The sequence below is a fragment of the Celeribacter halophilus genome (assembly GCF_900114135.1).
Taxonomy (GTDB): domain Bacteria; phylum Pseudomonadota; class Alphaproteobacteria; order Rhodobacterales; family Rhodobacteraceae; genus Celeribacter; species Celeribacter halophilus.
Genome location: NZ_FORY01000007.1, coordinates 138,783 through 157,421 on the forward strand (window position 1 = coordinate 138,783; position 18,639 = coordinate 157,421).

At 56.6% G+C, this 18,639-nt stretch carries 21 protein-coding genes; 14 read left to right on the forward strand and 7 right to left on the reverse strand.

Annotated features, from left to right (window positions below):
- Nucleotide 1 precedes the first annotated feature (1 nt).
- The 8 genes from BM152_RS09255 (at nt 2) to BM152_RS09290 (ending at nt 8,023) form a co-directional block, all read left to right on the forward strand.
- Nucleotides 2-1,948, forward strand: coding sequence for a MacB family efflux pump subunit (locus tag BM152_RS09255; RefSeq protein ID WP_066604339.1), 1,947 nt, complete (start codon nt 2-4; stop codon nt 1,946-1,948).
- Between the two features lie 96 nt (nt 1,949-2,044).
- A complete protein-coding gene (locus BM152_RS09260; protein WP_066604337.1) occupies nt 2,045-2,725 on the forward strand; it encodes a MotA/TolQ/ExbB proton channel family protein in 681 nt (226 codons plus the stop codon).
- A gap of 3 nt (nt 2,726-2,728) precedes the next feature.
- Complete coding sequence (locus BM152_RS09265) at nt 2,729-3,106, forward strand: ExbD/TolR family protein (RefSeq protein WP_066604335.1); 378 nt, start codon at nt 2,729-2,731, stop codon at nt 3,104-3,106.
- Between the two features lie 5 nt (nt 3,107-3,111).
- The gene (locus BM152_RS09270) at nt 3,112-3,543 is read left to right on the forward strand and encodes an ExbD/TolR family protein (protein WP_066604333.1); all 432 of its coding nucleotides are present in this window, start codon (nt 3,112-3,114) and stop codon (nt 3,541-3,543) included.
- The gene (locus tag BM152_RS09275; RefSeq protein ID WP_066604326.1) at nt 3,540-4,376 is read left to right on the forward strand and encodes a TonB family protein; all 837 of its coding nucleotides are present in this window, start codon (nt 3,540-3,542) and stop codon (nt 4,374-4,376) included. The genes BM152_RS09270 and BM152_RS09275 overlap by 4 nt, the downstream gene beginning before the upstream one ends.
- Nucleotides 4,377-4,485: 109 nt before the next feature.
- Complete coding sequence (locus tag BM152_RS09280; RefSeq protein ID WP_066604324.1) at nt 4,486-5,379, forward strand: NAD-dependent epimerase/dehydratase family protein; 894 nt, start codon at nt 4,486-4,488, stop codon at nt 5,377-5,379.
- The gene (locus BM152_RS09285) at nt 5,376-5,993 is read left to right on the forward strand and encodes a sugar transferase (protein ID WP_066604322.1); all 618 of its coding nucleotides are present in this window, start codon (nt 5,376-5,378) and stop codon (nt 5,991-5,993) included. Before BM152_RS09280 ends, BM152_RS09285 begins: the two co-directional genes overlap by 4 nt.
- Before the next feature lie 191 nt (nt 5,994-6,184).
- Nucleotides 6,185-8,023 carry a polysaccharide biosynthesis protein gene (locus BM152_RS09290; RefSeq protein WP_231730531.1) on the forward strand — a complete coding sequence of 613 codons (1,839 nt, stop codon included), beginning with the start codon at nt 6,185-6,187 and terminating at the stop codon, nt 8,021-8,023.
- Nucleotides 8,024-8,068: 45 nt separating this feature from the next.
- Here BM152_RS09290 and BM152_RS09295 read toward each other — a convergent pair whose 3' ends face one another.
- Nucleotides 8,069-9,148, reverse strand: coding sequence for a hypothetical protein (locus BM152_RS09295; RefSeq protein ID WP_066604317.1), 1,080 nt, complete (start codon nt 9,146-9,148; stop codon nt 8,069-8,071).
- Nucleotides 9,149-9,317: 169 nt separating this feature from the next.
- On the opposite strand from BM152_RS09295, the gene BM152_RS09300 reads away from it, so the two are divergent.
- Together BM152_RS09300 and rpsO are read left to right on the forward strand one after the other, a co-directional pair.
- Nucleotides 9,318-9,614, forward strand: coding sequence for a DUF5665 domain-containing protein (locus BM152_RS09300; RefSeq protein ID WP_066604315.1), 297 nt, complete (start codon nt 9,318-9,320; stop codon nt 9,612-9,614).
- Nucleotides 9,615-9,755: 141 nt separating this feature from the next.
- Nucleotides 9,756-10,025 (forward strand): 30S ribosomal protein S15, encoded by a 270-nt coding sequence (gene rpsO / locus BM152_RS09305; protein ID WP_066604314.1) that lies wholly within the window; start codon nt 9,756-9,758, stop codon nt 10,023-10,025.
- Nucleotides 10,026-10,114: 89 nt separating this feature from the next.
- Here the strand turns inward: rpsO and BM152_RS09310 are convergent, their stop codons facing one another.
- Nucleotides 10,115-10,867: an SGNH/GDSL hydrolase family protein gene (locus BM152_RS09310; protein WP_231730530.1), complete on the reverse strand. Its 753-nt coding sequence runs from the start codon at nt 10,865-10,867 to the stop codon at nt 10,115-10,117.
- Nucleotides 10,868-11,164: 297 nt separating this feature from the next.
- On the opposite strand from BM152_RS09310, the gene pnp reads away from it, so the two are divergent.
- Entirely contained in the window at nt 11,165-13,297 is a 2,133-nt protein-coding gene (gene pnp / locus BM152_RS09315; protein ID WP_066604305.1) for a polyribonucleotide nucleotidyltransferase, read from the forward strand.
- Nucleotides 13,298-13,400: 103 nt separating this feature from the next.
- On the opposite strand, the gene BM152_RS09320 is transcribed toward pnp, so the two are convergent.
- From BM152_RS09320 to BM152_RS09335, 4 genes are all read right to left on the reverse strand, one after another.
- On the reverse strand, nt 13,401-14,294 hold the full coding sequence (locus BM152_RS09320; RefSeq protein ID WP_066604302.1) for a glycosyltransferase family 92 protein: 894 nt from the start codon (nt 14,292-14,294) through the stop codon (nt 13,401-13,403).
- A gap of 76 nt (nt 14,295-14,370) precedes the next feature.
- A complete protein-coding gene (locus BM152_RS09325) occupies nt 14,371-15,024 on the reverse strand; it encodes a peroxiredoxin (protein ID WP_066604299.1) in 654 nt (217 codons plus the stop codon).
- Between the two features lie 102 nt (nt 15,025-15,126).
- Entirely contained in the window at nt 15,127-15,774 is a 648-nt protein-coding gene (locus BM152_RS09330; RefSeq protein WP_066604294.1) for an RluA family pseudouridine synthase, read from the reverse strand.
- Nucleotides 15,775-15,786: 12 nt separating this feature from the next.
- Nucleotides 15,787-16,248, reverse strand: coding sequence for a GAF domain-containing protein (locus BM152_RS09335; protein WP_066604712.1), 462 nt, complete (start codon nt 16,246-16,248; stop codon nt 15,787-15,789).
- A 144-nt stretch (nt 16,249-16,392) separates the two neighbouring features.
- Here BM152_RS09335 and BM152_RS09340 point away from each other — a divergent pair, with 144 nt between their 5' ends.
- Nucleotides 16,393-16,737, forward strand: coding sequence for an STAS domain-containing protein (locus tag BM152_RS09340; RefSeq protein WP_066604288.1), 345 nt, complete (start codon nt 16,393-16,395; stop codon nt 16,735-16,737).
- Nucleotides 16,727-17,230, forward strand: coding sequence for an ATP-binding protein (locus BM152_RS09345; protein WP_066604286.1), 504 nt, complete (start codon nt 16,727-16,729; stop codon nt 17,228-17,230). Before BM152_RS09340 ends, BM152_RS09345 begins: the two co-directional genes overlap by 11 nt.
- A gap of 31 nt (nt 17,231-17,261) precedes the next feature.
- Here BM152_RS09345 and hspQ read toward each other — a convergent pair whose 3' ends face one another.
- Complete coding sequence (gene hspQ, locus BM152_RS09350; protein WP_066604283.1) at nt 17,262-17,588, reverse strand: heat shock protein HspQ; 327 nt, start codon at nt 17,586-17,588, stop codon at nt 17,262-17,264.
- Nucleotides 17,589-17,673: 85 nt separating this feature from the next.
- On the opposite strand from hspQ, the gene BM152_RS09355 reads away from it, so the two are divergent.
- Complete coding sequence (locus BM152_RS09355) at nt 17,674-18,555, forward strand: AEC family transporter (protein WP_066604281.1); 882 nt, start codon at nt 17,674-17,676, stop codon at nt 18,553-18,555.
- Nucleotides 18,556-18,639 lie beyond the last annotated feature (84 nt).

The window sequence follows — 18,639 nt, forward strand, 5'->3', positions numbered from 1 at the left end:
AATGACCGAACCACTTATTTCCGCACGCGGTATCAGCCGTTCGTTTCAGGCGGGTGATGAAACCATCACCGTTCTGCGCGATGTCGACATCGACATATATCCCGGCGAGATGGTCGCAATCATAGGCACCTCGGGGTCCGGCAAATCCACGCTGATGAACATTCTCGGCTGTCTGGATCGCGCCAGTGAAGGAACCTACCGCTTCGATGCCAAGGACGTGCGCGACCTGCAACCCGATGAGCTAGCGCAACTCCGGCGCGAACATTTCGGCTTTATCTTCCAACGCTATCAACTTTTGCCCGATCTGGATGCGGTGGGAAATGTCGAAGTTCCCGCCATCTACGCCGGAGCCAGCCGCAACACGCGGCGCGACCATGCCCGTGCGCTTTTGGAGCAACTGGGGCTGGACACACGCCTAGACCACCGCCCCTCCGAATTGTCGGGCGGACAGCAGCAGCGGGTCTCCGTTGCCCGCGCCTTGATGAATGGCGGCGAAGTGATCCTCGCCGATGAGCCAACCGGCGCTCTCGACACCAAAAGCGGGGAAGACTTGATCCAGCTTCTGCTGGACCTGAATGCCAAGGGACACACGATTGTCATGGTGACCCATGACCCGAACGTGGCCGAACACGCACATAGGATTGTCGAAATCAGCGACGGGCGGATCGTGTCGGACAAGCGCAAAGAAACAAGCCAACCGACCAAGGCCCAGTGGGCACGCCCAAACGCGAAACCTGCGAGTGTTGGGGCCGGAGTGCGCCGCCTCATCGAAGCATTCAACATCTCGCTTAAGGCCATGCTGGCCCATCGCACACGGTCTTTCCTGACCATGCTGGGGATCATTATCGGGATCGCCTCTGTGGTCCTTGTGGTCGCGCTCGGCAACGGCTCTCAGGAGAAAGTTCTGGAGAACATCAGTTCTCTGGGCACCAACACCATCACCGTGCGGGCCGGTTCCGGTTTTGGCGCACGCGACCAGAGCCGGATCGAAACGCTCGTGCCCTCGGATGCTGATGCGCTCACGCTACTGGATCTGGCCGATAGCGTATCGCCCGCCGTCTCCTCATCCTCCACCGTGCGCTACCGCAACACGGAGGCCTCCGCCTCGATCAACGGTGTCACCGGCGACTATTTTCAGGTGCATGCCTATGAAACCGTCACCGGCGCAGCCTTCACCGAAGAGGATGTGGACACCTATGCACAAGTTGCCGTCATTGACGAAGACACACAGGATACATTCTTCGATGACGGGGTAGATCCTTTGGGTGAGGTCATTCTTATTGGCCATGTTCCTGTGCGTGTCATCGGCGTCGTACGCACGACCGGCGCCAGTTTCGGGCCTTCTTCGCTCAACGTCTGGGTGCCCTACACCACCTCTATGGCGCGGATATCAGGTCAGGGAAATCTCGACAGCATCGACGTGCGCGTGACGGACGATTACGACATGACACAGGCCGAGGCTGAAATCTCCTCACTGTTGACCTCGCGCCACGGCACCACGGATTTCTTCCTCTCCAATACCGATACGATCCGCGAAACCATCACCTCGACCACAGAAACGCTGACCTATCTGGTGGCGATGATTGCGGTGATTTCGCTTGTCGTGGGCGGCATTGGCGTGATGAATATCATGCTGGTCTCTGTCACCGAACGCACAAAAGAGATCGGAGTGCGCATCGCCATCGGGGCGCGACGCTCAGATATTGTCAGCCAGTTCCTCATCGAAGCGGTGATGGTCTGTCTCGTCGGCGGCGTATTGGGCATCCTCGGCGCGCTGGCTGGCGGCTATCTCATCGAAGAGTTTGCCAGCTCTGTCCGGCTGAGCTTTTCGACAACAGCGATTGTCGTCGCCTTCCTGTCTTCAACCCTCATCGGGATCACATTCGGCTACCTGCCCGCACGCAATGCCGCACGTCTTGATCCGGTAGTGGCACTGAGCCGCGAGTGATGCGCAGTTCTTGACTAAAAAACTAGGATAATCTATCCCGTGCAAAAGGCCAGCAGTAGGGCTGCAAGCTGATTCAAAAGACACAGGACCTGGTTCATGGATTATGCGGACGTTTTCACCTCCCTTTTCGACTTCCTGCTGAAAGGCGGGCCGTCGATCTGGGCCATTGCGGCACTGTCCGTTATCACTGTGGCGCTCATTTTCTGGAAAATCTGGGACTTGGCCTATCTCGGCGCGTGGCGTAGCGGTGCTTGCGGGGAAAAATCCCTCGCACTTTGGGCGACAGGCGATACCAAAGGCGCCCGCGCATTGATTGCAAACCGACGCGGTTTGCGCTCGCGCTTTCTGCGCTCAGCCTATGCCGCCCATGAGAATCCCATGTTCGACGACGAGGCTGCACAGGCCGAAACCACCCGCATCGCCAAGAAAGATCTGGAGCGCACACGCAAAGGGCTGCGCTCGCTTGAACTGATCGCGACGATTGCCCCGCTTTTGGGTCTGTTGGGCACCGTGCTCGGCATGATCACCGCCTTCCAGACCCTTCAGGAAGCCGGCGCCAAAGCCGACCCTGCCATGCTTGCCGGTGGGATTTGGGAAGCCCTTCTGACCACAGCCGCCGGTATGGCCGTGGCGATACCCGCCTCTATCGCCTTCACAGGGTTTGAAGCAGTGGCCGACCGTTTGCGTCACGAGTTGGAAGACATGGCCACCCGTGTGTTCCTGCGCAGCCGTGACAAAGACCATACCGCGTTGAGCATCGCACAAGCGGCGGAGTAACCGATGGATTTCGGCGCACCCCGGCGCAAACACCGCATGTCGCTCACCCCGATGATCGACGTGGTGTTTCTGCTCCTGGTCTTTTTCATGCTGGCCTCACAATTCGGCAGCCCCGCGCAGCTCCCGCTGACCTTGGGCGGCGGAGCGTCGAGCAGCTACACCGGCCCCGCACGGCTGATCCGTATCGGTGAGGATGACCTGCAACTCAACGGGACCCCGCGCACCGAAGCGGAGATCATCGCCGCTCTGCCCGATTTGACCGAAACGCCCGAAGACATGATCATTCTGCGCGCCGAAGAAAACGTGCCGCTCCAGCAAGTGATCGAGACGATGGAATGGCTCGGCACCGCGGGCTACAGCAATCTCGTTCTGGTGGAGTGAACAACATGGATTTCTCCGACGCGCCCCGCAAGACACCCACCGAGAGCGTTGTTCCCATGATCAACGTGGTCTTTCTGTTGCTGATCTTCTTTCTGATGACGGCCCAGATCGCGCCTCCGGAACCGATTGACGTCGAATTGCCCGACGCAGGAAGCGAGACGGAGGTGGCCGCGCCCTTTCAGCTTTTCCTCGGAAGCGATGGCACATTGGCCTTTCAGGATGCCAAAGGCACCGACGAAGCATTGCGCGCTCTGGAAGTCGAACGGGTGAGGTCCTGTGCCGATGGCGGTTGCGAAGGGCTTGAAGGCCCGTCCATAGCCCTCCACGCAGACCGGAACGTGCCCGCCTCCGAAGTCGCGGCACTCCTGCCAAAACTAACCGCGATGGGATTTTCCCAAGTAGAACTGGTCACCAGTCAAAACGGGGGCGCCCCATGAAGCGCATTCTCACGGCCGCCCTCTTTTTGTCTCTGGCTGTCTTTGTTCATTTTGCAGCCGCTGCTATCAGTATGCTGGACATGTCCGAAGGGGCCGAAGCATCCGGCGCGGGCGGGGATGTACATTTGACGCTTCAGGCCTCCGATCTGGCATTGGCCGCTATGGTTGAGAAGTGGGAAACTCCCGTGGAGCAACCGCTTGACGCGCTGGACACGCCCCAGCCTCCGACGCCGACCGCACCGGCAGAACCGCTTTTGGTGCAGCCTGAAATCGACCTCGCGCCGACTGCGAAGCCTTTGCCTCTCCCCGTGCAACCGCCCGAAACAGCGGAGACTTTCGAGGCTCCGAAGCCTCCGACGACACCGCCGCCTCCCAAACCGCCCGCGCCTCCCCAAAAGGTCGAACAGCCCAAGGCCCAGCCGGCCCCCAAGACGCAGCAGGCGCGTGCAGGCAGCGACCATAGCAGTCAGGCCACCCGTGCTGCAGGGAGCGGTGGTGGCGCACAAGCGGGTCAGGCCCGCGCCTCGCAAGCCGCAGGTTTAACCAAAGCCGCCCGCCAATCGGCATTGAGCAAATGGCAATCCGTCATCCGCTCCCGTATCGAACGTCGCAAACGCGCACCGCGTGGGGCGGGTGAGGGCACTGTGACCCTGCTGATCACCGTGGCCAACAGTGGCGCATTGCAAGGGGTCAGCGTGTCAAGAAGTTCAGGGATTTCCGCGCTGGACAATGCCGCCGTAGCAGCCGTACGCAGCGCCCGTTTTCCGGCGGCTCCTGCGGAGTTGAAGGATCCGGTTTTCCGTTTCCAACTGCCGATGCGGTTTGACTATTAAACTCTCTCGCAGGCTTTGTTCTTTCGTATTGGCCTGCGGAAGCTCAGAGTTCAGGATTTGTTAACCTATTTCCCTTAGCATAGGGCCTCCCATCACACGGAGCGCCCTCATGCCTCGCCCTCACATCGCCTTTCTCGGTGCATCCGGCCGCATTGGCCGCTTGTTGCGCAAGGCGGAGCGCATTGATGGTGATGCCAACGCGCAAATCGTCTGGCAGTTTCGCGATCATCTGCCCCTTGGCACAAAGGGCTTTCTCTGGTCGGACTTTTCCGATCCTCGGCCTCTCATCACCGCACAAAGCAAAACGCCATTCGCAGCAATTCTCGTCTTTACCGGCCCTTCACAACCGGCAGGCAAAGATGATGCCAAGGCGATGCAGGCGCATATCTCCTTGGTGGATCAGGCCATCACCGCCGCAGCACTGGCAGGCGTGCCGCGTGTGCTCGTTGCGTCGTCCTCTGCGGTCTACGGCGCGGGGAAAGACCGCGCGTTCCGCGAAGAAGATGCTCTCGCGCCGATCAATGCTTACGGTATGGCCAAAGCCGAGATGGAAGACTTGGCTGCGCGGCGCGCGAGTGCCGAAGGGATCGAACTATGCGCCCTGCGTATCGGCAATGTCGCCGGTGCGGATATGTTGTTGGGCAATGCCTCCGCGCGCACCGAAGATGACCCACCGCTTGATCTCGACATCTTCCCCGATGGGGCGGGGCCACGCCGATCCTATATCGGCCCGCAGACTTTGTTGAAAACGCTCATAGCTTTATCCCTCTCGACACACCCCCTACCCGCACGCCTGAATCTCTCGTCCACAAGGCCTGTCGAAATGAATGCTCTACTCGATGCCGCGCAAATATCTTGGCGCAAGCGACCTAAAAGCGACCTTGCCCATCAGAACATCACCCTCGACTGCTCGACTTTGGCCGCGCTGTGCACCGGAGTTGATCTTGAAAGCACTGCCCGAAGTATCGTTGCGGAATGGGCGAGCTGTCTGGAGCAAACATGACTTTTGGAAAGCGGCTTTTTGACATCCTGTTTGCCATAACGCTCGGCATATTGCTTTTGCCTGTCATAGCTTTGCTTGCATTCGTCATACTGGTGCGAGACGGACGCCCTGTGTTCTATCTTTCAGAACGCATGCAAACGCCGGATCGGGCCTTTCGATTGATCAAGTTCCGCACCATGACGGAAAACGCAAACGATCAGGGTGTATCCGGCGGCGACAAAAGCGACCGGATTTCGACCACTGGCGCCATGCTGCGCCGCACGCGGCTGGATGAATTGCCACAGCTTTGGAACATTCTCAAAGGCGACATGTCCTTTGTCGGCCCGCGCCCGCCCCTTCGCCTCTATGTTGAGGAGTTTCCGCAAACCTACACCCGCGTGCTGCGCAATCGCCCCGGCGTCACGGGCCTCGCCTCATTGCATTTTCACGAACATGAGGCCCGCCTTCTCGCTACTTGCCAAACGGCGGAAGAAACCGACCGGGTCTACAGACGGCGATGCATCCCAAGAAAAGCGCGGCTCGACATGATCTATCAGAGACACCAAAACATCTGTTTCGACTTGCTTATTCTCATCAAAACGCTCGCAAACGTCCTGCAAAAACGTGGGAAATAGCCGACTCCGGTCGCGTCATTAACCATTTGTAAATGGAATTTTCCTAAAGTGCTTCCACGGTCGGCGGAACTCCTGCGCCGAAGAAAAACACAATGACTTGAAACCTTTGAGGCGCGCGTAACTTGTATAGGAAAATGCTCATCGCCGGCTTGACCTCCTTGCCGAGAAACGTCGTGCGGGCGATCCTACTGGTGACAGATATTGCGGTTCTCGTGATGGCCTTGTCCCTGAGCAATCTCTTCCTACATGGCATCGACTTGGGAAGCTGGCCAAGAGGCAACCTTTGGGCTTGTTCAGGCACACTGTTGCTCGGCGCAGGCCTGATTTTCGGTTTTCGATTGCATCGCATCAAGCTGGTTACTTTCAACGCAAATGATGTCCTGAATATCGCGCGGGCCAACTTTATGACCGCCGCGGCCCACCTCACGCTCCTCGCCCTTCTCGCGGCGGAACGACCGGTTGCAACAACATTTATATTCGGCACAATTTCCCTCGCAGGCATGGTCTCTTCGCGGGCTATCGCCGTGGCACTTTTGAGCCATCTGCGCGAACACATGCAGCGGCGGAAAAAAGTCGCGATTTTCGGGGCCGGAGCAACCGGTATTCAGCTTGCCGCCGCACTCAACCAGTCCTCAAATACCAGAGTTGTCGCCTTTTTTGACGACAACCCCGCCCTGCACGGCATGGAAATAGGCGGGATCCCGGTATTCCCGTCCAAGAATTTCATGGCGCACATATATCACAATTCCATCTCGAAAATGATGATTGCGCTACCGGACAGCGCACCACAGCGACGCGACAGCATTATAAAGCAATGTGAATATGCCGATCTGGATGTACAGGCCCTTTCCTCTTTTGCCGACATACTGGTTGAGCGCGGGTCTTCCAAGCTCCGCACGGTAGAGCCTCACGAGATTCTCAATCGCGACAAGGTCAACCTTGACGCTCCGGAAGTGGTGCAAACCTATGCCGGACGTGTGGTCATGGTCACCGGAGCCGGCGGTTCAATCGGGGCCGAGCTTTGCCGCCAGTTGCTCAAGTGTCGGCCCGCGAAAATCATTCTCTTCGAAATTGGAGAATACAACCTTTACAAGATTGAACGGGACTTGCGGGAGCCGGCGCATCAACATGACATTTGTCTTTCTGCGTATCTCGGTTCGGTCACAAATGAAAACCGCCTGCGTCATGTGATCCGAAAAGAAAAAGTCGAGATTATTGTCCATGCCGCGGCGTACAAACATGTGCCTTTGGTAGAGCACAACGAGATCGAAGGCGCCCGGAACAATATTATCGGCACCCGAACGCTTGCACATGTCGCCGTTGAAGAGGCAGTGGAACGCTTCATCCTTGTATCTACGGACAAGGCCGTGCGCCCGACCAGCATCATGGGAACCACAAAGCGTATAGCGGAACTTCTGGTTCAAGACATCCAAACACGGGCGCAGGACACGACCTTCTCCATTGTGCGTTTCGGCAATGTTCTTGGATCATCCGGCTCGGTTCTGCCGCTGTTTCAAGCCCAAATCGAAGCCGGCGGGCCGGTTACCGTTACCCATCCCGAGGTGCAGCGCTATTTCATGACAGCAACCGAAGCGACGCGGCTCATTTTGCTGGCTGGGGCCTTTGCCAGCGGCGGCGATGTTTTTGTGCTCGACATGGGCAAACCACAAAAAATCATCAATCTCGCGCGCAGACTCATTCACCTGTCAGGACGTCAGGAGTTTGATCCCAAAACGAGAAAAGGTGATATCGAGATCAAGGTCACGGGACTACGCCCCGGAGAAAAACTTTATGAAGAGCTCTTCATCTCCCCCAAGAACCTGCGCACGACGCCACATACGAAGATTTTTCGAGCTGAAGAAGATATTTTAAGCGAAATAGAAATTGCCGGACTGATGCGTGAAATCCAAAACGCCATTGCGAAAGAAGACACTGGGATGCTGCGTAAACTGGTTGTCGCAGAAAGCCAAAAACTGTGCGGCAATCGTCCCGCTCAAGCGGAGACCATGTCTCACCACAGCACTCGTTAGTAACGACCCCACCCGAAAAACATTAAAAGCCATGGCTGAAGGAAATCAAATTTTGGGAAAGGTCTCCGAACTGATTTCCACGACAACATCGTCCAAAGTGACATTCGGAGCCCCTCGCAACACGGCAACAATGGCTCCATTTATGGTCACTTGGCTGGAGTGCCCACCCTCCGTCACACGGACCTCTACATTCGCAGCCCTGACATAGTCATCACTTGGATCAAGACTGATGCGCAGCATATCTTCGCCTTCGGCAAAGTCGGTGATCACAACCGCATTGGCAACCGGTGCCACCCCAATGTCGAGCCAGAACTCATCGGCTCCGGCTCCACCAGAGGCCATATCCTGCGTATCCAGCAGAAGCATATCATTCGAAGGGCTGCCATACAGCATGTCAGCGCCCTCGCCCCTCGAGGCTCCGGTTGCATAAACCTCGCCCCCCTCCGGCATTAACACCACATCATCCTCGCGCCCCACAGGACCAGCCTCGTCAGGCAGATCAGGATCATTGGGGGCCAGCACCACATCATCTTCCGCACCCTCAGGTCCCGCCTCATCCGCGACCGACGGATCGTTCGGAGCAATCGGGCCAAAATCACCCAGCTCGCTCAGCGTATAAAGGACAGTATCCCCGCTTTCCGGATCAACCCGTTCGACAGAAATATCACCGGTCGGCAGAACGTCATGGCCCAGAAATGAGAGGATAGTCTCATCTTGTTCCGCCACATATGACAGGCTTATCCCGATTGGTTTCGCGTTTTCATCAAGCATGGGCTTAACGGCAAACACCCCCTCTCCGTCACCTTCAAGCCTGAGGGTGATATGATCTTCCTCTGCCGTGAATTCGGAAAAGATGGTTTCCCCAGACCCGCGTGTCACAAGATAATCATCGCCCGCATCTGCGCCGATTTCGGGTTCAGTTGCCGCGAGGCTCTCATCCTCCTCGGACGCGTCAGCAATGGTTAATAGATCCTCACTGCCGTCTGACACCTCGGATTTGTTGCCCGCCTCTAAACCATCCGTGCTTTGCGCTTCATTGTCCGGCTCATCCGCAGCCTTCTCCCCCAGATCCGCAACCGTCAACGCAGCGGGGACCAATCCCAGCAATGCCAAAGCCCACAACATTTGCCGCGCCTCTCACACAATACCCTCGTGCGGAATTTAGGTTCCTCCCGCCAAAGCGAAAGAAAATTATAGGGAAAATTTGATCTAACCGCCGGTGAAAGAGGGCTCATTCTCATTTTGAAAAAAATCAGCTACACCAAACACATCAGATACCTGAAAGAGGTCAGGAATGGCAGACGACAAAGTAAATTTATCACAAGATATCAATGAGCTTAGAGACGAATTGGCGCGGCTGAACGGGCATCGCTTCATTCGCGTCTACAATTCCAAATTCCGCATGATGTGGTTTCAGTTTCTCAGAGGGCTCGCGTTCGGCTTTGGCTCTGTCGTTGGTGCCTCGATTGTCGTCTCGATCGTCGGCTTTGTCCTCAACCAAATGGAAGTGGTGCCCATCATCGGTGACTGGGCCAAGCAACTGGCCGGTGAAATCATGACCGAGACCCAGCGCGTGGAAACGGGCCAGTAAATGAAAAGACTTTCTTTTTTCAGAGAATCCGGCTAAACGCGCGCATTCCTGCACTGAATCTGCGGGAAATACTCTCCAAGGGCCCTGCTGGACGACATCCCGGCTTGTGCCATAACTCAATCTTCTCGAAAGGAGACCCCGATGTCGATTACTGCTGAAGAAAAAGCCCGCCTGATCAAGGAATTCGCCACCAAAGAAGGTGACACAGGTTCCCCCGAAGTTCAGGTCGCAATTCTGTCCTCGCGTATTGCCACGCTCACCGAGCACTTCAAAACCCACAAAAAAGACAACCACGGTCGCCGTGGCCTTTTGATGATGGTTGCGCAGCGCCGGAAGCTTCTGGACTACGTCAAAGGCAAAGACGAAGCCCGTTACCAGTCCCTCATCGAGCGTCTGGGCCTGCGTCGTTAATCCGACACAGCGCACGTCGAAATTAAGAGGCTCCTCGGATATCCGGGGAGCCTTTTTCGTAGAACCGTTCCGATACCTGCCGAAAGGCTTTACCGTGTCTCGTCCACCATGCGGATGACTTCCGCCAACTTGTGACCGATCACGCGCGATGCTTTCTTTGACGGGTGGATCATATCCACACCATGAAATGACCGGTCACCATCGGGCACCAAATTCGACACATCAAGGAAATAGACTCCGTCCATAGCCCGCACCATACGCGCGATCCTGGTCTCGAATTCATCTCCAAGCTCACGACAGGCATCAATCACGGAATCGACGCCCGGAGAGCGCAGATAGCCCAGATAGATGACGCGCGCGCCGGTTTCGCGAATCCTCCAGACAAGCCGTGGAATCTCGCCAGACTGGCCATTGGGCGCGATCATCCGCGCCATCTTGCGATCGCACTTGCCGCAGCCACAGCCTAACCAGAGGTCATTGCCGCCACCGTTAATGACAACCCAATCCGCATCTTCGCCGCGATACTGTTTCGAGATTTTCATCCCGATCGCGCCCGTCACTGGCAAGCCGTAGATGATCCGTGCGCCACCGATGGCCCGATTGTCGACCGGTTCACCCAGAATTTCAGACATCGCATCCGCGATAGAACTGTTGGAGATCGCGTGCCACGCCATCATCGAATCTCCAAGCGCCAGAATCCGCGAGGTTTCACTGTCTGGCGCCGCACGCGCGGACTCGGCCCGCGCCCCGGGCACAGCAAGTCCGGTCATCAAAATACCGACACAAACCATCCCGAAAACCATGGACATCCATTTCGGAGTCACAAAATCAAGAAATCGCACAGAATACACCCTCGTCTGTAGCTCAAATTTTCAAAGTCGGCCCAGGCCAGAACTGCGTGATGCCAAGAGAACATGTCGAAAATTCGACACGCCGGCAAGAAACGCGCAGATGGGGCCATATTTGCACGAAGTCTTTTACAAAACGCTACTTTTCATGTATGCGCCACATCATCTGAGACGTAACGCAAAAGACCCCGGCGTTGTGAGAGTAAGATATGGGGTCGGCGGCAATGGGGCCGCCACGCAAAACGGGAGACCCGAGAGGGCTCGGGAGTGCTCCCAAACAGGATACGCTGAATGTTCAACGAAGTTAAAAAATCTATCCAGTGGGGCGAAGAAACCCTCACTCTGGAAACGGGCAAGGTTGCCCGTCAGGCTGATGGCACTGTCATCGCCACCCTTGGTGAAACCTCCGTGATGGCCAACGTCACATTTGCCAAGCAACAAAAGCCGGGGCAGGATTTCTTTCCGCTGACCGTGCACTACCAAGAAAAATACTACGCGGCCGGTAAAATCCCGGGCGGCTTCTTCAAACGTGAAGCTCGTCCGACGGAAAAAGAAACGCTCACTGCGCGTCTGATCGACCGTCCGATCCGCCCGCTGTTCGTCCCCGGCTTCAAAAACGAAGTTCTGGTGATGTGTACTGTTCTGTCTCACGATCTGGTCAATGATCCGGACATCGTGGCGATGATCGCCGCATCTGCCGCGCTGACCATTTCCGGTGCGCCCTTCATGGGTCCGATTGCCGGTGCCCGCGTTGGGTACGAGGATGGCGAATACATCCTGAACCCGACCGTGGACGACATGCAGGGTCTGCGCAACAATCCGGACCAGCGTCTCGATCTGGTTGTCGCAGGCACCAAAGACGCCGTGATGATGGTTGAATCCGAGGCCTACGAGCTTTCCGAAGACGAAATGCTCGGCGCTGTGACCTTTGCTCACGAGCAAATCCAGCCGGTCATCGACCTGATCATCGATCTGGCCGAAGACGCTGCGAAAGAGCCGTTCGAGTTCAAAGCACCGGATTACTCCGAGCTTTACGAAACGGTAAAAGCCGCTGGCGAAACCGCCATGAAAGAAGCCTACGCGATCCTCGACAAACAGGAACGTGTTGCCGCAGTCGCCGCCGCCAAGGAAGCGATCAAAGAAGGTCTCACCGAAGAGCAACTCGAAGACGAGAACCTCGGCTCCGCGCTTAAAAAACTTGAATCCACAGTGCTTCGCAGCACTGTTGTGAAAGAAGGCAAGCGCATCGACGGCCGTGCTCTGGACGAGGTTCGCCCGATCCAGTGCGAAACCGGCTTCCTGCCGCGCACCCACGGCTCCGCGCTTTTCACCCGTGGTGAAACGCAGGGTCTCGTGGTCACAACGCTCGGCACCGGCGACGACGAGCAGATGATCGACGCGCTGCACGGCAACTTCCGCTCCAACTTCCTGCTGCACTACAACTTCCCGCCCTACTCGGTTGGCGAAGTAGGTCGTGTCGGTTCTCCGGGCCGTCGTGAAATCGGTCACGGCAAGCTGGCTTGGCGTGCGCTTCAGGCCGTTCTGCCCGCAGCCACCGACTTCCCCTACACGATCCGTGTGGTCTCCGAGATCACCGAATCCAACGGCTCTTCCTCGATGGCTTCCGTCTGTGGCGGCTCGCTCTCGATGATGGATGCCGGTGTGCCGCTCAAATCCGCTGTGGCCGGTGTTGCAATGGGCCTCGTGCTCGAAGACGATGGCGAATTCGCGATCCTGACCGACATCCTTGGCGACGAAGACCACCTCGGCGACATGGACTTTAAAGTCGCAGGGACCGAAAACGGCATCACATCGCTGCAAATGGACATCAAGGTCGCAGGCATCACACCCGAGATCATGAAGAAAGCTCTCGCTCAGGCGAAAGCAGGCCGGATGCACATCCTTGGCGAGATGAACAAAGCGCTCTCCGGCGCTGGTGAATTCTCCGCACACGCCCCGCGCATCGAAACCATGCAGATCCCGACGGATAAAATCCGCGAAGTGATCGGCTCGGGCGGCAAGGTGATCCGCGAGATCGTCGAAACCTCCGGTGCGAAAGTGGACATCAACGACGAAGGCATCATCAAAATCGCCTCCGCCAACGGTGAAGCCATCCAGAAAGCTTACGACATGATCCACTCGATCGTGGCAGAGCCGGAAGAAGGCGTGGTCTACAAAGGTAAAGTCGTGAAACTCGTCGACTTCGGCGCTTTCGTGAACTTCTTCGGTAAACGCGACGGCCTTGTGCACGTCTCGCAAATCGAGAACCGCCGTCTGAACCATCCGTCGGATGTCCTCAAAGAAGGCCAGGAAGTCTTCGTGAAACTGCTCGGCTTCGACGACCGTGGCAAGGTGCGCCTTGGCATGAAAATGGTCGATCAGGAAACCGGCAAAGAAATTGCTCCGGAGAAAAAAGAGGACTGATCCTCTTCTCTATCGAAATTGAGAAAGCCCCGCTTCTGGCGGGGCTTTTTGTTGAGTATTTATGGCAGCAAAGGAAACGGGTTTAACGTTTCCAGCCCGGCCACTACCGGCTTTCGAACCACCGTTTCGCCACCAGATCCTCAACGCTTTCGGCCTCCGTCTGTTCGACTTTGCGCATTACGCGGCGAAGATGTGACGAGGTGTTGCGTGTCATGTTCGAGCCGCGTTTGATCTTGGCCTGAAGTTCGCTGTTCGAGCGAGTGTAATAGTGATTGAGCTGAATATGGTCGGCGGAATAGAATTCCGGTTTTTTCCGGTCCGGGGCAGAGGCTTTCTCCCCCCTGTCATTCACGCTCGCCGTTGAGCCATCCGTTTCAATCGAATGCACCTTGAGCGCCGTGACATGACACGGGTCGACGATCATCTTGAAATTACACATGCCTTTGAGCGGGCTCATCGGGTCCGGATGGCGGCGGGTGTAGTTGGCGATGATGCCGCCTTCCGGCGGTTCCTCGAAGCCGTTGCGCCCGAACATGTGCCACGGCAGTGAAATATTCACCTCGTTGTCCAGATGAGCCAGACAATCGATCAAAGTCTCGCCGGATTTCGGGACCAGAAACTCGTCAGCATCAATGAAGGCCATCCAGCGGAACTGATCACCGAAATTTTGCACGGCATGGGCATAGGCCAGAACCTGATTGTGGATTTCCGCGCCACTGTCCCCGTCGCGGAGCTTCTGGTTCCACGGGATCACGGTGACATTCTGAACGCCCGCAGCCGCCACGATCTGCACCAGAGTGCCATCGGTGGAGCCGTTGTCATACACATAGAAATGTCGCACGCCAGCCTTGAGATGGAACCGCGCCCATTCCCCGATATGAGTTTCCTCATTTTTCACGATGAGAACAATCGCCAAACCTTCCCGATCAGGAGAAGGTGCCAGCGGATCAATCGCGATGCGCGAGATGGATCTGGTGCGTCGTAAGAAAGATAGCATAAAAAAACCCCATTCACGAACATCTTAAAAGAGATCATTGTCCGCGAACAGGGCGATTTTCAAGCAGCTTTAGAGCTTACTTGGGGTCTTTGACAAACCGCAGGTATGGCAGCTTCTTGTCGACCGCACCGAATTTTTCTTCGGCAGCCGCATCGTCAAGCGACAGAGCCGCGATCACGTCTTGGCCCACAGTCCAGTTCGCCGGTGTTGCGAGCGGTGCGCCATAAGTTTTTTGCAGACCATCCAGAGCACGCAGAACTTCGGCAAAGTTCCGGCCCACGGACATCGGATAGGTCATGATGAGCTGAACTTTCTTGTCCGGCGAGATGATGAACACGGAGCGCACGGATGCAGAATCCGCAGCAGTGCGACCATCGGGCAGATAGGCTTCTGCCGGAAGCATGTCGAAGGCTTTCGAAACCGCCAGATCGGTATCGGCAATGATCGGGAAGCCCGCTTTGGCACCTGCAAAGCCTTCGATGTCGGATTTCCACTTAACGTGCTCATCGGCACCGTCCACGGACAGGCCGATCACTTTCGTGCCGCGTTTCTCCCACTCATCCGCAAGCTGTGCCACGGCACCGAATTCGGTGGTGCAAACCGGCGTGAAATCTTTCGGGTGGGAGAACAGGATCGCCCAGCTGTCGCCAATCCACTCGTGGAAGTCGATCTCACCTTGATCGGTTTTGGCGGTAAAGTTCGGAACGATGTCGTTGATGCGAAGACCCATGGTCATCTCCTTTGCAAATGCGTTTCCTTAAACTTAGATACATTCTAAATTTTAAATTTAAACCCCGCAACAGCGATGCGCGACAATTTTACTCGGGTATCATCAAAACGGGCATTTCGCGGTGAAGGACATCCCCGCCCCGCCATCAGGGTGACGCAACCGCAGTTGCTCCGCGTGCAGCATAAGGCGCGGGGCAGCCAGCGCCTCGCCGGTCGCATAGAACGGATCGCCCATGATCGGATGCCCAAGAGCCAACATGTGCACCCGCAACTGGTGCGAGCGACCGGTTTTCGGCATCAAGCGCACACGCGTCTGATCGTCCCGATACCGCACCACCCGCCAGTCGGTCACCGCCGCCTTGCCGGTTTCATGGCACACCATCTGCCTCGGACGGTTCGGCCAATCGACAATCAGGGGCAGGTCCACAGTGCCCGTCTTTTCCGCCATATGACCATGCACCCAAGCCACATAGGTCTTTTTCGTCTGACGCTTTTCGAATTGCAGCCCGATGTGCCGCTGCGCATGTCGTGTCAGCGCGAACACCATAACGCCGGAAGTGTCACGATCCAGCCGGTGGATCAGCAGGGCCTCGGGAAACACCGCCTGAATGCGGGCCATCAGGCAATCGGCAAGATGTTCTCCCTTGCCCGGAACCGACAGCAAGCCGGACGGTTTGTTCACCACGAGGATTTCATGATCCATGTGGAGAATGTCCAAAGGCTCTTGCGGTGGATTATAATCATCTTTCATGTCAGGCGCGTATCATGTCCGACGGACATTGGCAAAACTCCGGTCCAGTATGGCACCGAGATGCTCTGCATCCTCCTCCGTGAACGCGTTCAGGAAATCGCTATCAATATCGAAAACCCCCAAAAGCTCGCCCTTTGCATTTTGCACAGGCAACACCAGTTCGGACCGTGTCGAGGACGCACAGGCGATATGGCCGGAGAAAGCCTCGACATCTGGGACGAGTTGAACCTCCCGAGTGCGCGCGCAAGCACCACAAACACCTCGGGAAAACGGAATAACAAGGCACCCGTGCCCGCCCTGATAAGGGCCGATCTTCAACACATCCTTCTCGACCACCCGATAGAACCCCGTCCAGTGGAATCGTTCATCCGACTGATGTACCTCACAGGCCAACGTCGCCATCAAAGCCACTTCATCCGTCTCTCCCGCACAAAGCGCATCAAGTCGGGCGGACAGGCCAGCATAGTCGGTCATGATTTTCTCCACTTTCTTCGTCTCGCAAAGCTTTTGGTAAGGTTTTGTCTCTAGGATCAAGCCCAATATAGCCTTTGCCTTCGACTGGACTTCAAACAAAAGCCCGCCGAAAGCAAATCACTTTACGGCAATAGGGTATGGCACATGCAACTGACACATCAGGACTTTGATGGGCTGCGCGTTGTCCGCGTCGATGAAACACGAATTGATGCAGCTTGCGCCATTCAGTTCAAGGATACGATGCGTGCGCTGAGCGACAGTGGGCCCGCGCGTATTATACTGGATATGGGTCGTGTCGAATTTCTCGACAGTTCGGGTCTTGGCGCTGTTGTAGCGGCCCTCAAAGCGATCCGGCACGGGCAGAGTCTGGACCTTGCGGCGCTACACCCCACGGTGATGCGTGTCTTTCACCTGACCCGTATGGATACAGTTTTCACGATCCATCCGGACGTGACGACGGCCATCGAGGGAATCGCGAATGCATCCTGAGGGGAACCACAGTTGCGAGACCTCACCAAAGGCCCGCAACATCCCGAAAGATCATGAGTTGAGGATCGTTTTACCGGCAAAAATGGCCGCCGTCCGGCGAGGACTGCAAACGATCAAACGTAGCGAAAGACTTTCAGGACTGCCCTTTGACACGCTTTCCAACCTCGAAATCATTCTCGCGGAAGCGCTCAACAATGTCGTCAAACACGCCTATTCAGGACATCCGGAAGGGATCATCGAACTTCATCTGTCTCGCTCCGAACACGAGCTGCATTGCGTGATCTGCGACACAGGCCAGCAAATGCCCAACGGCGCACTTCCGTCAGATCAACAAGCCGACCTGAGATGCACGATTGCGGATTTGCCAGAGGGAGGATTTGGCTGGGGCCTCATTCGCAAACTGGCGCATGAGGTGGGCTATATCCGTGAAAACGGCCAGAACAGGTTGAGTTTCAGCATGGAGGTCCGAACCAACTCACCGCCCGAAGCGTGACCCAAGCCCGTCCCACGCGAGTGCAAACCTGTCAATTCAGCTGGAAATGCAGGGGATAGGCCCCGTCACAGAACGGACCGAACAAATCCGGAAGGTCGGGATGTTCGACAGGTTCGCCCGAATAATCGGCCACGAGGTTCTGTTCGGAAACATAAGCGACATAATAGCTTTGGTCATTTTCCGCGAGCAGATGATAAAACGGCTGATCCTTGTCCGGACGAACGTCTTCGGGAATGGCGGCATACCACTCGTCCGTGTTGGAAAACATTGCGTCCACATCGAACACCACACCGCGAAAACTATGTTTGCGGTGGCGCACAATCTGGCCCAGATGATATTTCGCCCGAGTTTTCATCATAACATTGCAACCCCTATAGTTGGTTAGTAGACCCTAAAAACAACGGCTGTCCACGGGGGAAGGCCAAAGAATTGGGAAACAGTCTGTGAACCTTGTCGTGACAGTGCTTGAAATCGTGACCCCGGTGTTCCTTCTGGCGCTGGTCGGGTTCACTTGGGTGAAGACCGGTCACGAGTATCGGTTGGAGTTCGTCACCAAGCTCACCATGACGCTGTCCGTCCCCGCGCTTATTTTTACCGCGCTCGTCAATGCCGACATCGAACCCGCTGCGCTCAAGGCTCTCTCCATTGCCTCCGTGGTCGCATATGGAGGAGTGACGATTGCCGCCTGGCTCGCGATCAAACTGCTGCGCCTCGACGCACGCACCTACCTTGCCCCGTTAATTTTCGGCAACACGGGCAACCTCGGTCTGCCGCTTGCGCTATTTGCCTTTGGCGAAGCGGGGTTGAGCTATGCCGTCGTGGTCTTTGCGGTCATGGCGCTTTGGTCCTTCACCTTCGGGGTCTATGTCACGGCAGGCGGCGGCTCCCTCGGCAAGGCCTTCAAAGAGCCACTGGTCTGGGCAACCGCACTGGGTGCGCTGTTTCTGTGGCAAGGCTGGACCCTGCCCCGTTTTGCCATAAACACGCTCGAACTTTTGGGCCAGATCGCGATCCCGCTCATGCTGATCACGCTGGGGGTCGCGGTGGCGCGTCTGCATCCGCACGGGCTTGGCCGCGCCGCCATCATCTCTCTGGGCAAAGCCATCCTTTGTGCCGGTATCGCCGCGCTGGCCGGCCTGTTCTTCGGCCTCGCCCCTGTGCCTCTGGCCGTGCTCGTCGTGCAGATAGCAACACCCGTTGCCGTGACCTCCTACATGCTGGCTGAGAAATACGGTGCCAATTCAGACGAGGTCGCAGCCCTCGTCGTCTCCTCGACATTGCTCTCCGTTCTCTACCTGCCCCTCCTGCTCGCCCTCCTGATCTGAACAGTGGGAAATTGTTCACAGTAATGCCATTTCACAGACTGGCAGAATCCTCTATGATCTCCGGAAATAACAAGCGAGAGGCCG